The 13,674-nt window shown below is 63.2% G+C and carries 15 protein-coding genes; 3 read left to right on the top strand and 12 right to left on the bottom strand.

The annotated features are described in order from the left end of the window. Positions 1 to 128: 128 nt before the first annotated feature. From AWB65_RS15110 to AWB65_RS15055, 11 genes are all read right to left on the bottom strand, one after another. Positions 129 to 1,109: a DUF1177 domain-containing protein gene (locus AWB65_RS15110; RefSeq protein WP_087667919.1), complete on the bottom strand. Its 981-nt coding sequence runs from the start codon at positions 1,107 to 1,109 to the stop codon at positions 129 to 131. A gap of 24 nt (positions 1,110 to 1,133) precedes the next feature. Then, positions 1,134 to 2,279, bottom strand: coding sequence for a porin (locus AWB65_RS15105; RefSeq protein WP_087667918.1), 1,146 nt, complete (start codon positions 2,277 to 2,279; stop codon positions 1,134 to 1,136). A gap of 106 nt (positions 2,280 to 2,385) precedes the next feature. After that, positions 2,386 to 3,141: a dipeptidase PepE gene (gene pepE, locus AWB65_RS15100; protein WP_087667917.1), complete on the bottom strand. Its 756-nt coding sequence runs from the start codon at positions 3,139 to 3,141 to the stop codon at positions 2,386 to 2,388. A 36-nt stretch (positions 3,142 to 3,177) separates the two neighbouring features. Then, positions 3,178 to 4,362 (bottom strand): aminotransferase class V-fold PLP-dependent enzyme, encoded by a 1,185-nt coding sequence (locus AWB65_RS15095; protein ID WP_087667936.1) that lies wholly within the window; start codon positions 4,360 to 4,362, stop codon positions 3,178 to 3,180. 32 nt (positions 4,363 to 4,394) lie between these two features. Further along, positions 4,395 to 6,017: an OPT/YSL family transporter gene (locus tag AWB65_RS15090; RefSeq protein WP_087667916.1), complete on the bottom strand. Its 1,623-nt coding sequence runs from the start codon at positions 6,015 to 6,017 to the stop codon at positions 4,395 to 4,397. 40 nt (positions 6,018 to 6,057) lie between these two features. After that, complete coding sequence (locus AWB65_RS15085) at positions 6,058 to 6,786, bottom strand: IclR family transcriptional regulator (protein ID WP_087667915.1); 729 nt, start codon at positions 6,784 to 6,786, stop codon at positions 6,058 to 6,060. A gap of 289 nt (positions 6,787 to 7,075) precedes the next feature. Further along, positions 7,076 to 7,453, bottom strand: a complete 378-nt coding sequence (locus tag AWB65_RS15075) for a ribbon-helix-helix domain-containing protein (RefSeq protein WP_235007628.1) — start codon at positions 7,451 to 7,453, stop codon at positions 7,076 to 7,078. A 115-nt stretch (positions 7,454 to 7,568) separates the two neighbouring features. After that, positions 7,569 to 9,152: a GMC family oxidoreductase gene (locus tag AWB65_RS15070; RefSeq protein ID WP_087667913.1), complete on the bottom strand. Its 1,584-nt coding sequence runs from the start codon at positions 9,150 to 9,152 to the stop codon at positions 7,569 to 7,571. Positions 9,153 to 9,187: 35 nt separating this feature from the next. Further along, a complete protein-coding gene (locus AWB65_RS15065; protein ID WP_087667912.1) occupies positions 9,188 to 9,823 on the bottom strand; it encodes a twin-arginine translocation signal domain-containing protein in 636 nt (211 codons plus the stop codon). Between the two features lie 56 nt (positions 9,824 to 9,879). Next, positions 9,880 to 10,278 carry a VOC family protein gene (locus AWB65_RS15060; RefSeq protein WP_087667911.1) on the bottom strand — a complete coding sequence of 133 codons (399 nt, stop codon included), beginning with the start codon at positions 10,276 to 10,278 and terminating at the stop codon, positions 9,880 to 9,882. A 313-nt stretch (positions 10,279 to 10,591) separates the two neighbouring features. Next, positions 10,592 to 11,062 carry a ribonuclease gene (locus AWB65_RS15055; RefSeq protein WP_087667910.1) on the bottom strand — a complete coding sequence of 157 codons (471 nt, stop codon included), beginning with the start codon at positions 11,060 to 11,062 and terminating at the stop codon, positions 10,592 to 10,594. A gap of 330 nt (positions 11,063 to 11,392) precedes the next feature. On the opposite strand from AWB65_RS15055, the gene AWB65_RS15050 reads away from it, so the two are divergent. Continuing rightward, the gene (locus AWB65_RS15050) at positions 11,393 to 11,578 is read left to right on the top strand and encodes a DUF3563 family protein (protein ID WP_087667935.1); all 186 of its coding nucleotides are present in this window, start codon (positions 11,393 to 11,395) and stop codon (positions 11,576 to 11,578) included. A gap of 26 nt (positions 11,579 to 11,604) precedes the next feature. After that, complete coding sequence (locus tag AWB65_RS15045) at positions 11,605 to 12,054, top strand: tellurite resistance TerB family protein (protein ID WP_087667909.1); 450 nt, start codon at positions 11,605 to 11,607, stop codon at positions 12,052 to 12,054. Between the two features lie 69 nt (positions 12,055 to 12,123). Here the strand turns inward: AWB65_RS15045 and AWB65_RS15040 are convergent, their stop codons facing one another. After that, entirely contained in the window at positions 12,124 to 12,744 is a 621-nt protein-coding gene (locus AWB65_RS15040) for a TetR/AcrR family transcriptional regulator (protein WP_087667908.1), read from the bottom strand. Between the two features lie 212 nt (positions 12,745 to 12,956). On the opposite strand from AWB65_RS15040, the gene AWB65_RS15035 reads away from it, so the two are divergent. Further along, positions 12,957 to 13,634 (top strand): response regulator transcription factor, encoded by a 678-nt coding sequence (locus AWB65_RS15035; RefSeq protein ID WP_087667907.1) that lies wholly within the window; start codon positions 12,957 to 12,959, stop codon positions 13,632 to 13,634. The last annotated feature ends 40 nt before the right edge of the window (positions 13,635 to 13,674 follow it).

The raw sequence follows: 13,674 nt of genomic DNA, 5'->3' as shown, positions 1-13,674 counted from the left end.
TATACGCGTTACAAGAGCGTGATGCAGCGCTGGCCGGACAGCATCGCGAAAGGCGCGGAATTCACGATGCCGGTAGCGAAGTAATTAGCAAGCGGGCCACACGGCCCGCTTTTCACATCAGGCGCAATTCAACGACGCGCCGCCCTGTTCCCCGCCGTCTGGAACACGCTCAAATCCGGATACATATCGCGGATCAACGCCCATTCCGTCGCGTTGTAAAACTCGCACGGCGCATTGGGCGATGCCTTAGTAAACCGCTTCGCCACCTCGATACAGAACCGCACCGCCTCCGCGATATCGATCTCGTGATTCGCGCTCGCGTCGCTGCCGCCCACCACCGATTGCGCCGTCACAGCCACGCCCACCACGGGCGCGCTCGTCGCGATATGCGGCTGCATGATGCTGTTGAAGTGATAAAGGCCGTTGTCGTAAGGCGTGATGTCCTGCTGCGAAATCGGGAACGTGACGGCCGGATGCCCCGTCGTCGATTCCATCGCCTTCACGAGATCGGGAGACACGCGCAGCACGTAGCCCTGCATCGCGGTCGGCGAAATCGCGAAGCCGCGCTGCTTGATGATGCTGTTGCCCTTCGATGCATCGAGCGAAAGTATCGCGTCCATGTCCGGCGACACTTCGTACACGTTCATCGTCTGTGACGACACCGGCATGCCCATGAACGGCACGCCGTCGTTGAAGGTCATCGAAACATCCGTGGCGATGTGAGTCGTGACGAGCACGTCGCCCGGCAGCACGTCGCCCTTCTTCTTCATCTGCGCAAGCTTGAGCGCGACCGCGATCGCGCCGAGCGGGCCGTCCGCGTCCGACACCATGCCGATGCGCACCGGCCGCGCGCCGATCGCGCCGTTGCGCCCGATCACGCCGAGCGTGCGCGCGTTGCCGCCCGCCGTCTTGCCGTTCGAGCCGGCGATCAGGATCGACACGAAGTCGGTCGTCTTCGACGTGTCTTCGGGCGGTTCATCGTTGACGGTCGTGACCGTAACCGTCACGCCGAATTCGCTGAACGGCGCGAACATGCCGACGATGGTCTGCCCGTCGACGGTCGCGCCATCGAGCGCCTCGAAAACGGTGAGCGTGGATTGCAATGACATGAACAAAACTCCTTCGCAAGAAAATCAGAACGTGTGGCGCAGGCCGACCATCAAGGTGGCCTGGTTGTCGTTGCCATTGAGCGGCTTGCCGCTACCGCCCGTGTAGTTGGTGGTGCTGTTGCCGAGCAAGCCCGACCAGTCGCCGCGCACCCAGTCGTAGGCGAATGCGAGGTACGTATCGGTGCGCTTGCTCAACGCGTAATCGGCGACCCCGTAGGCCGTGGCGCGCGTGCCGCTAAAAGCGTCGGCGCGGGTGCGGTCGAGCATCACGCTTCCCGTGAACGTGATGGCCGGCGTCGCGAGATAGCTCGCGCCGAGCGTGAAGAAATCGTCGCGGCGGCTCGTCGCGAACACGGAGTTGATGGCGGCGACGCTCGTCGGCGTGGCGCCCGTCGACATGCTCGTGATCGATGCGGTATCCGTGCCGCCGTTCGAAGAATCGAAGCCCGCCTGCCGATGGCTGTAGATGTAGTTCGCGAAGAGTTTCGCCGGTCCCACCGACGCCTTCACGCCCGCGATGTAGATGCGCGCGAGGCGGCTCGCGCTGTCGTGCGTGTACTGCGCGTCGCCGACGAGCGTGATCGGACCGTCCGCGTACTTCAGCCCGACCGATGCCGACGAGCGCGCCTGAAAGCTGCCCGCCACGCCGCCGAATGCGTATTCGGCGATGCCCATGAAGGGGCCGAACTTGCCCGTGTAGGTGACGGCGTTGTCGTAGCGCTGGCCGGTGAGGTAGACCATCCACGAGTTCGACGGCGCCGCGCCAACGCCTAGCGGATCGACGTAATAAAGCATCGTGTTGGCCGTCGTGTACTGGCGGCCGAACGCGAGGTCGCCGAAACGATTACCGATCGTGACGAACGCCTGGCGCCCGAAGAGCTGGCCTTGCTGGTCGAGGCGTCCGTTGTTGGCGAGAAAGCCGTTTTCCAGCGTGAAGCCGGCCTTCGCGCCGCCGCCGAGATCCTCGACGCCTTTCAGGCCGAAGCGGCTTCCGGACAGAAAGCCTTCGTTTCCCTGTTGCATGCCGATGAAGCTGTCGCCCGCGGGGTTCGCGTGCGTCTGGAAGTTAAGCGCGGCGTCGATGATGCCGTAGAGCGTCACGCTCGATTGCGCTTGCGCGATCGCGGGCAATGCGAGCGCGAGCGCGGCAAGCTTGAGTTGAGATTTCATGAAAGGTAAGCGTGCAAAAGCGTGGGACGAGCGCCGCCCACGCCGGCACTTGGAAGTCCGGGCGAAGTCGGCGAAAACTGGAGTGAGTGCGCCCGAAGGCGCTAAATCACCGGATAAAGCCGGGCCATTCGTTCATGCCGGCCGGACCCGTGATTCGCGAGAGCGGGAATCGTTCGTTCTCGCGCAGCGTTTCGATGCGACCGTCGCCGAGAAAATGCAGCGCGTGACGATCGCCGAGTACGGTGCCTTCCGTGCCATCGGTATAGAGCGCCGAGCCTTCGGGCAGCGCGAAAACCTGCTCCGGCGAGTTGATGTCGAGGAACTCCGCGAGCCGTTCTTCGCGGCTCTCGCCGTTGTGTCCGACCGGCTTGCCGCTGATGAAATGCGGATTGACCTGGAACGGCACGAGGCCGAGCGCGCGCAACGTCGGCGGCTGAACGATCGGCATGTCGTTGGTCGTGCGGATCGTCGGACACGCGACGTTGCTGCCTGCACTCCAGCCCACGTACGGCGTGCCCGCTTTGACGCGCGCGCGGATCGCATCGACGAGTCCGGCGTCGTACATGCGCTTCAGCAGCGCGAACGTATTGCCGCCGCCGACCGCGATCGCTTCCGCCGACTCGATCGCGGCGCGCGGATCGGCGCTGCGATGAATCGATTCGAGCGCGTAGCCGAGGCGTTCGAAGACGGGTTTGACGAGCCCTTCATACGTATCGAAGCTGAACGTGACGGCGGCGTACGGCACGAAGAGCACGCGGCGCGGCTCGTGTTCGAGCAGCGTGTGAATCTGCGCTTCGGCGTGTTCGAGATAGCCGAGCTGATCCTTTCTCGAACTGCTCATCAAAAGAATGCGTTGGGTCATGGTGAAGTCCGGTGGTGAAGAGTTTGCACTCGTCGGTCAGGCGACGGCCGTGCGGATGATGCGCACGACGCGGTCGATTTCGTCGCGGGTATTGAAGTAGTGCAGCGACACGCGTGCCATCGTGGTGACGCCGTAGCGCGCGAGGATCGCGTCGGCCATGAAGCCTCCCGCTTCGATGATGCACTGCTCTGCTTCGAGCGCCGCGACGAGCGTCGCGGGATCGACGCCGCGCAGGTTGAACGGCACGATGCCGATGCGATCGGCCGCCTTCGCCGGTCCGTAAAGCTCGAAACCCGGCAGCGTCGCGAACTGCTCGACGGCGTAGGCGGTGAGATCGCGCACGCGCTCGGCGATAGCGGCGATGCCGATCGACTCCGCATAGCGCACGGCCGCGCCCAGCGCGAGGATCGCGGGCACGATCGGGCAGCCCGCCTCGAAGCGGCGCGCACCGGCGACGAACGAGAGCGCGCCAGTCGCACGGTCGTAGGCGCCGTTCCACCAGCCCGCGAGCACCGGTTCCAGCGTATCGATGCGCGCTTCGTGCACGTACAGGAAGCCTGATCCTTCGGTCGCGCGCAAAGCCTTACGGCCACATCCGGCGAGGAAATCGCAGCCGATGTCAGCCACGTTCACCGGCAACATGCCGACGCTCTGCGATGCGTTCACGAGCGACATCACGCCGCGTTCGCGCGCGATCGCGCAAATGCGCGCCGCGGGCTGCACGGCGCCGGTCGAATTGGGCACATGCGAAAACGTCACGAGCCGCGTGCGCGCGGTGATGGCATCGGCGAATGATTCCGGCGCGAGAATGCCCGAGGCATCGGCGGCGATCATTTTCACGACGATGCCGTGCGTCGCTTCGAGCCGTCGCCAGGGCAGCAGGTTGCTCAGCATCTCCGTATCGGCGACGAGGATTTCATCGCCCTCTTTCCAGTCGATGCCGCGTGCGACGAGCGAGATCGCCTCGGTCGCGTTCTTCGTGAACGCGATTTCGTGCTGGCGCGCGCCAAGGAAAGCGGCGAGCGTGGCGCGCACCGTCTCGACGCGCGCATACGTTTCCTTGCGGAACGACGGCAGGTAGATGCCAATGTGTCCCGTATCGAGGAGATAGCGGCGCGCTTCGTCGAGCACGGAGTCGGGCGGCAGCGAGGCGGCGGCGGTGTCCATGTAGACGGTCGTGGCGGTGAGCGGTGTGGCCGCGCGAATGGCGTCGATGTTCATTCTGCTTTCTTTGAGGTCGGAAAAAGGAAGGCTCATTTGCCGAGGCGCGTGAGCGAGTGGCCGAAGCTGAAGAGCGCATCGCCCGCGATCACGCCACCCGCGAACGCGCTCATCTCGGCGGTGTGGCGTTCGCCGCGCAAGCGCGTCACGATGAAGCGGATCGCGAGACCGGCGAGCACCGCCCAGCCGGCGAGCGGCGACGCGATCAGCATTCCGGTGGAAAGCAGGATGCCGAGCTGCCGTTTCGCGCCGCCGACGAGTTGCAAGAGCGCACCGGGAATCGCCCACAGCGCGAGATTGCGCGCGATTTCCAGCGACGAGCCCGCCTTGATCGACGCCGCGTATACACGATCGACGGGCGGCAGCATGTTGCGCGAGAAGAAGTGTCCGTGGAAAGCAATCACGACGAGCGCCGCGACGATGAAGCCTGCCATCGCGGCCATCAACTGCTGGCGTCGGCCCGCGAGTTCCGCCTGCATGTCGCGGCCTTCGCCGCGCAGGAGGTAGCCCGTCTTGAGGTCGTAGCCCATGTCGGCGAAGGCGGGGCCGGTCGCCGCCGAGAAGCCCGCGAGCACGGCGAGCGCCGACGGCGGAAAGCCGATCACGATGCCGATCGTGAGCGTGATCAGCGCGACGGCGAACGCCGGGAACCAGCCCGAATGCATCGCCGCGATGCCGACGATTAGCTCGTGCACGTAGGCCGCGAACGCCGCGTAGACGATGAACGCGACGAGCATCCCGAGCGACATCTCCGTCAGATGCCCCGCGAGCACCGAAATCAGCAGCGCGACGAGCATGTACGCGACGAACCCGCCGGACAGCACGCGCCGCGCCTTTGCTGCCGACATCTCCTGATTACGCGGATCGGCTGCGGCGCCTGCTCGCGAGCGGCTGATTTCGCGCGCCACCTGAAATAGCGCGACGATGCCCGCACCGATCATGAGCCCGTGCGGGATATAGGCGGCGGCGATATCGACGTGGATCAGCGCCACTGAATAGCCGCGGATCAGGAGGCCGATGCCGAACATCGTGAGCGCCGCGAGATTGCCGAGGAAGGCGGCGCCGAACGCGGACATCGGCACGCCGAGCAGCGCGCCCGCCACGCCCGCCGCGACGCCGAGACCCAGGAACGCCGCCTTGCGGCCGCCCTGGTCACCGGCCCAGATCGCTTCGGCCGTCGCGACGCCCGCCGGCCACGCGCCCGTCGCCGGGAAGATGCGGCTGCCGTAGAGGTTGTAGAGCATCGCGCCGTCGACGAGCATCGCCGCGATCGCGCCGACCATCATCGGCGTGACGAGCTCGGGCATGCCCATCGCGAACGGCACGCCGAGCGGAATCATCAGCGAGTTGGCCGCGCCGAACGTCGCCGATGAAATGGCCGTCTGCACAAGGTTCTGGCGTTCGAGCACGCGAAAACGGCGCGTCACGGCGAGCGGAATGCGCGAGAAGACGATCGCGATCAGCGCGCCGATGATCGACGTATTCGCCGATATCCCGAGCGACACGATCAGCTGCATGCCGATGATCGCGCCCAGCACCGACAGCCCCGCCGACACGATGAAAAGAAGCGGCTCGAAGAAGGAGACGCGGGCGCGCGCGGGCGTTGAGGACTGGGGCGTTTCGGGTGCGGCTGGCAGGTCGAACGATGCTTTCATGGCGACACGGCTTCCTTGGGGTCTTCGATCGGTTGAGGGTTCAGCGGGTCAGTCCGACGACGGGTTCGATCACGTCGCGGGCTTTTTTCATTTCGTCGAGCAGGCGGGGAATCGCTTCGCCTTCGAGGCGCTGCGCCGGGCCGGCGATCGCGAGCGAGCCGATCACGCGGGTCCGGTCGCGCGACCACAGCGGCAGTGCGAGACCGCCGACCGTCGCGGCCGCTTCTTCGCTCGTGTGGCTGAAGCCGTCGGCGCGCACGGTGGCGAGGCGCGCTTCGATGTCGGCGGTATCGAGCAGGCCCGCTTCGCGGTAGACGGCTGCGCGCACGGCGTCGGTCTGGAACGCGAGGATCGCCTTCGCGTGCGCGCCAGCGACGAGCCCGAAGCGCTGGCCGAGTTCGATCGAAAAACGCAACTGCTGGCGGCTCTGAGCCATGTCGGTACAGACGCCCTCGGCGCCGTCGATGAACGACAGAAACACGGTCTCGCCGCTTTCGTGCGCGAGCGCATCGAGCGCGGGCTGCACGACGTCGGACGGCGCGAACGTGCGGTGCGCGACCTGGCCAAGTTCGAAGAGCCGCATGCCGAGGGAGTAACGGCCGGCTGAGTCCTGCGTGAGGAAGCCGTTGGCGGCAAAGGTCGCGAGCACGCGATGGACCACGGCGTGGTGCGTGCCGGTTTCCTTGGCGAGTTCGCGTACGCCCCAAGTGGGTTCGCGCAGGGTAAAGCGGGTCAGGAGCGCCAGGGCGCCGTCGAGGGTCTTGAGCATGTTGTCTCTCTATAAGAGACGGTGTCTCTGTATGAGAAAATGGTACGCGGGGGCGCGTGAGCGAGTCAACGTGGGGTTAACGCGGGGATATACGCTTTCTGGCGCAGGGAGGCAGACGGCGAGGAGGATGAAGCTGGATTTGAATGGCAGCGGTCAGCCGTGGCCCGTGGCCACCGCGACGACGGCTTCAAAGGAAAAGGTCAAAGCTCGCGCAGCCGGATTCGGCCTTTACCGCGGCGCGTTCAGGCAGAGGTGAGTGGCAGCTTTCGGACTTTGAACTGAAGGACGGTCACGGAGCCAGCCGAACGGCCGATTTGTCCTTCAACACATGCAAGTTCGAATCACTGGAAGCGATCGAAGCCGCAGAACCCACTCGCGATTCCGGTTTCGCCACAGACTTTTTTTCACGCATCGACAGATAGCGCAGGCAGCACACGCGCAGGAACGAAGCGAAGTTGGTCGGCATTTCGCCGCGCAAGGCGATCAGTTCGTCGTATAGCTTCACGGCGAACTGACTGGTCGTGAGATTTTCGCGCTCGGCGATTTCCTGCAGCACGTCCCAGAACAGATTCTCCAGCCTGACCGTGGTGATCACGCCGTGAATGCGCAGCGAACGAGTGCGCGATTCGTAAAGGATCGGGTCCGCGTTGATATACACCCCGCACATACGATGCCTCCTGATCTCTGGTGTCGCGGCGCCCGGACGGATGAGGCCCGGACGCCGCGGTCAACTGAAAACGCTACTTCGGCCCGCGTCGCCGCACAATTGCGCGAAACCCTGTTCAGACTCGCCGCGCGTTCATCTGCCTGGCGATGTAATCCGCCTGCCGGATCGCCAGCGTGACGATGGTGAGCGTCGGATTCTCCGCCGCGCCGGTGGTGAACTGGCTGCCGTCGGATATGAACAGGTTCGACACCTCGTGCGTCTGCCCGTGCGCATTGCACACGCCGTCGCCGGCCTTCGCGCTCATGCGCGCGGTGCCGAGGTTGTGCGTGGACGGATACGGCGGCACGATATACGTCGCCTTCGCGCCCGCCGCGTCGTACACCGCACTGCCCTGTTTGAAGGCGTGCGAGCGCATGGCTTCGTCGTTCGGATGATCGTCGAAATGGACGTTGGGCACCGGCATGCCGTACTGGTCCTTCACGTCGCTGTTGAGCGTGACGCGGTTGCTCGCGCGCGGCATGTCCTCACCGACGATCCACATGCCCGCCGTGTAAGGATACTGATCCAGCTTCGCTGTGAAGCCCGGTCCCCATGCGCCCGGATCGAGGAATGCGGCATAGAACGGCAGGCCGAGCGAGACCGTCTCCATGTGATAGCCGCCCGCGAAGCCGCGCTTCGGATCGAACTTCGCCTCGTCCTCGATGATGCCCGCCATCGTCGTGCCCTTGAACATCTCGACGCGTTCATTGAACACGCCGTAGACGGAGCCCGTGGTGTGACGCATGTAGTTGCGGCCTACTTGCCCCGACCCGTTGGCCAGCCCGTCAGGGAACTTGCTCGATTGCGAATTGAGCAGCAGACGCGGCGTCTCGATCGAATTGCCCGCCACCGCGACGAGGCGCGCCTTCTGTCGCTGAATGGTGCCCTTCGCATCGTAGTAGACGACGCCCGTGACCTTGCCGCGCGCATCGTGCTCGATCTTCACGACATGCGATTGCGGACGCAATTCCATATGACCGGTCATCTGCGCATGCGGAATCTCGGTGTAGAGCGTCGACCATTTCGCGCCCATGCGGCAGCCCTGAAAACAGAAGCCGCGCTGGAAGCAATGCGTGCGGTCATCGCGCACGGTGCTGTTGATCGCCATGTGCCCGGTGTTGCATTCCTTGTAGCCGACCTTCATCGCGCCCGCGAACATGACCCGGAAGTTGTTATTGCCCGGCAGGCCCGGCAGGCCGTTGGTGCGCGTCACGCCCAACTTCTTTTCAGCGCGGTCGTAGTACGGGTCGAGGTCCGCGCGCGTAATCGGCCAGTCGAGCAGGTTCGCGTCGGGGATGTCGCCGTAATTCGTCTTCGCCTTGAATTCGTACGGTTGAATGCGCAGGCTCGCGCCCGCCCAGTGCACCGTCGTGCCGCCCACGGTCTTGCAGATCCACGCGGGCAGATTGGGAAAGTCCTTGGCCACGCGCCATGACCCCGACGTCGTGCGCTTGTCGAGCCACGACAGTTGCTGGAACGCGTTCCACTCCTCCGTCGAAAAATCGCCCTGCGTATGCATCGCGCCGGCTTCGAGCACGACCACGTCGATTCCCTTCTGCGCCAGTTCGTTCGCCAGCGTCCCGCCGCCCGCGCCCGAACCGATGACGACGACGACATGATCGTCGCCATGCTTGAACTGCACCTTGTTCTCTGCGTACATGTCTGTCTCCGATATCCGTCCGATGGCCTTTGTTTCTAGTTGTCTTTCGGAATCGGGCCACTGTCGATGGCGGGCGGATCGGGCAGCCACGAGAGATTGTTGAAGCCCTGATAGAGATAGCCGCCGTCACCCTGCGATGCGCCGTAGCCGAAGTGCGCATACGCCATCGCGTTGCTGTAGAGCGAGACCACGGCGGTGCTGCGCACGGTTTCGAAGAACGGCGTGCCGGCGAGCGCGGCGACGTCTTTCGCCTGCGCGTCGGGCGCGCGCTTGCTCCAGTCGGAGCCTGCGGCTGCATCGAGCTTGCTCACGCCGTCGGCGAGTTGTTGATGCACTGCGGGATTGGCCTTGGCCTTCGTATCGAGATCCTTGACGGCGAGTGCATAGACGGCGTTGTCGAGCGTCGCATGAGGAAAGACCTGGCGCGTGAAGGCGAGCAGCACTTCACCCTGATGCGTGTCGAAGCCCTGCATTTCCAGTGCCCAGGTGCGGCTGGGCGCGAGCGTCGCGAAGACGGAACCGAACGCCAGCGTGCCGACGAGCACGCCGGAACCGCGCAGGAATTCGCGCCGCGTGAGCGCGATGCGCGGCGGCGCGGCTTCGTCGGCATGATGGGGTGCGGGATCGTGCGCGTGCTTCGGCGCGACGATCGGAATGATCGTGTCTCGCATGTCTGTCTCCTTGTGGGGTGCCGCAACAGCTTATTTATGTGCGCTTCGATGCCTGACTACTCGTAATGCCCGTGACGTTCGAGCACTTCGATCTTGTATCCGTCGGGGTCGAGAATGAAGAAGAAACGTGCGATCAACTGGCCGTCGTCGCCCTTGAACTCCTTGAGGTCGAGCGGCGTAAGGCCCAGTCCGACAAGACGCTCGCGCTCCGCTTTAGCATCCGGCACGCTCACGGCGACGTGGCCGTAACCGTCGCCGTGCGTGTAGGGCTCCGCGCGGCCCTTGTTCCAGGTCAGTTCGAGTTCCGCATGCGTTTCGTCGTTGCGCAGATAGGCGAGCGTGAAGTCCGGAAAGTCCAGCCGGTGCGCTACGCGTAGTTGCAGCGCGTCCTGATAGAAGCGCAGCGACTTGTCCAGATCGCGCACGCGGATCATCGTGTGAATCAGTTTCGACATGGCGGCGTCCCTCCTTTCGCAACTCAGTTTAGGGAGGCGCGCAGCGTCCGGGTAATGGCAGGTTATATGCGGATTAGGACTTGCCCTTAGAGGCGGTGAAATCCCCTATGAAGTGTCGCGTGATGCGAGTGCAGCAAGAAGTTTGCTCTGACACGCGAGCCCGCCAACGCGTTCGACGTATCGAGCAGGTCCAATAGCAAAGCGCCGCGTGTTTCAAGCACGCGGCGCTTTGCTATTGCGAAAAAAACGCGGCGACTGTCCACACAGTTCCGAAACGCCAAGGCGACGATCACCGGCTCTCGATTGGCTCAAGTCATTCTGTAATGCGTTTGAAACTGACGTAGTAATCCTCGGTGTAATAGCAGTCGCTGATTTTCTTGCGCGATCCACCGCACACGATGCGGCGCAGCCCGCGATCCGCCGCGCCGGGCGTGCGAACCGTGTACGCGCGGTAATAGCCACGCGGATGCTGCGGCAGCAAACCCGCGCTGTTGCGGAACACGACACCGTCCTCGCTAAAAGGGAAAGGCCCCCCCGCTTTGATCAGACGCAGCGTTTCGGATGCTTCTCCCGGCAACTGCGCCTTGGTGACAACGGCTGGCGCACTCCCCGCCTGCGCGCCCGATGCGGCCGGTGCGCCGCTCGCGGCCGGTTCGGGCTGAGACGCTGCCTGACTCGCGGATGCGCCCGATTCCGGCGCGGCATTTTTCGATCCGTCCTTGTTGCATCCAATGAGGATCGCGCTCAACACGAGGATGCAGGAGAAAGCCCAAGCTCGCTTCACGAAACGGTGCCTCCGGGTTGCCCAGCATTCGACGATCACGAACGATTTAAGAGTATCGCTAATCGCAGAGTGAATCAATGTCCGGCTGGAAACAGGGATTTCTTACCCGGCCCCACGACAGCCGGTCACGCTCTGCGGTCAGCGGCTCCGGGAGGGCCTTCGCGAAGCCTCATTCCCTGCTAATTCACGCGACCTACGATTCGTACGTCGATGCACAGGTTCAGGTTCGAACCGCCAGTCAGACGCGACCAACGCGTTGACATGCATCGGACTGAAGCGACGATGCGGACCGCCGGCCCGACATGCGTCGCGCCACTCAAGGAGCGCATCATGTTTGCCGCACTGTCCGACATGCTGGGACCGTTGTTCCCCCCTTCACACTACGAGGAACGCGATGACTATCTGGCCTCGTCGACCGATCTCGTGGACCTCGAACGCCGCATTCGTCATCTCGACAGCGGCGGCTATCCGTTCAGCCTGCATTCATACGTCACGCCACGCGACAACGAACGGTGACCCATCTACAGACAAGGAGAATCGATATGCGCCACTATCAATGCGACAGTCCTGAAGCCGCAGCACGCATCGTCGCGGCCTGCCTGCTATCGGACGGATACCTCGGAGCGGACGAGATCGAAGCACTCGTTCGCCACGACATCGAACGACGATTGTCGTTGCGCCCGCATCAGTTTCTTGTCGTCGTACAGAGTCTGTGCGAAGACCTGACCTGGTCCGCTTATCTGGATTGGGGCGACGCGTGCAGGCTCGATCCGGCTATCGTCGTGCAACTCGCCGCCGATGTGCAGGACTGGCAAATGCGGCGTGACGTGATCTGGCTATGCAAGGAAGCCATCCACGCAGACAGGCATGTCTCTGCGGGAGAAGCCGGATTTCTTCGTCTGCTTCGCGCGGCGTGGGAATTGCCGGAGCACGCGGACTGGGCGCGTCCACGCGAGGTGATCAGACTCGCGCGGCCGCATCGCGTGGAATGACTGAGTGCGCAGCCGTCATCATCGACGGCTGCGCACCGCCACGCCATCGCCCGCATCGAACGGTACCGCTCACCCAGGACCCTCTTTTCTCAGAAAGCCGACAACGAGCCGCACGAGCGCATCCTCTACTTCTTGCGCCGGCGGCGCGTCTTCGCTGGCTGCCATCGTGCGCAGCACGCCTGCCATCGCATACGTCAACACGAAGGCTTCAGCAGCCGTGAGCTTGCGTGCGGTCCCGCCCGGGGACGCCACACCTTCCCGGGTCCAAAGATCAATCAGTTGCGCGTACAACGGTGATAGTCGTCCGCCCGATCTGTTCGTCGACGCATGTTCGATCAGCAGCCGATGGACGCGATTGCGTCCGCCGTATGCGGCCGTGACCGCACTCAAGGTGGTGCGTATCCGGTCTCCCGCCGAAGCCCGCGTCGATGTGTGCAGCGAACCCATAATCTTGTCCGACATCGCGCCCAACTCGCGCGTTACCAGCGCGTCGAGCAGCGCGGACTTGCTGCCGAAGTACTGATACAGCGTGCCAATGCTGACACCCGCCTTTGCCGCCACGGCGTTCGTCGTGAGCGTCTCGATGCTGCCCGTCTCCAGCAACTGGATAGCCGCCTCTAACATGAGTTCGACCTTGTGCTGAGCACGCTCCTGCTGCGGCCTGCGCCGTCTATCCTGTTGATTTTCCATGATTATTTCAATTGAATGAGGACTCTGGAAACGCGAGTTTCAAAACATGAGCATAGCTCATATTATCTCGATGTCGACGGGAAATCGTCTTTCCTGGATGGGCGACAGATAACCTAAAACGTCATTCAAATCGAACGGGGGAAGTCACCACACCCAGACATTCGTCCGGAACAAATCCGAGTCAATGTCTTGGACTATGTACTGAGGAAAAGATGCGAGTTTTAATGGTTGAAGGCGATTTGCAGATTGGTCGAAATCTCTTTCGCGCGCTGAAGGAAGCGCACTACACCGTCGACTGGATACGGCACGGCAAGACAGATAACGTGAACATCGTATCCACCTGCTATGCAGCCGTGCTGCTGGATCTCGGGCCATCGGCCGTCGGCGGGATGAACATGCTCATGGCGCTGCGTGCCGCGGGCAACCCCGTGCCTGTGCTGAGCCTGACCGCGCGCGATGATCCGGACATGCGTGTGCGCAGCCTTGATGTGGGCGCCGACGATTGCATGCTCAAATCCGTCGATGTTCCAGAGCTTCTGGCTCGCTTGCGAGCAGTGTTGCGGCGCAGGGCTGGTTGCGCAACATCGCGGATCGGGGACGAATCACTTGGCCTCGATCTCCAGAAACGCACGCTATATTGCAATGGTGTTGCATCGGCCCTTTCTGCCCGCGAATTTGCCTTGATGCACTGTTTTCTTGAAAGACCCGGTGCGATTCTGTCGCGCCGGCAACTAGAAGACCGGATATACGGCTGGGGACGCGAAGTAGAAAGCAATTCACTTGATGTATTGATCCATTCGATTCGGAAGAAGTTTGGTCAATCACTGATTCGCAATGTGCGTGGGCTCGGGTGGACAACCCATTGCGCCAATGAATCTCTAGCCGCTTAATGCAGCATCATCAAAGGCAATCGACAGACACAGAGGGAGA

The organism is Caballeronia humi, from assembly GCF_001544475.1.
GTDB classification, from domain to species: Bacteria; Pseudomonadota; Gammaproteobacteria; order Burkholderiales; family Burkholderiaceae; genus Caballeronia; species Caballeronia humi.
The sequence above is the reverse complement of the archived record's forward strand: the minus strand, read 5'-3'. Positions and strand labels throughout refer to the sequence as shown.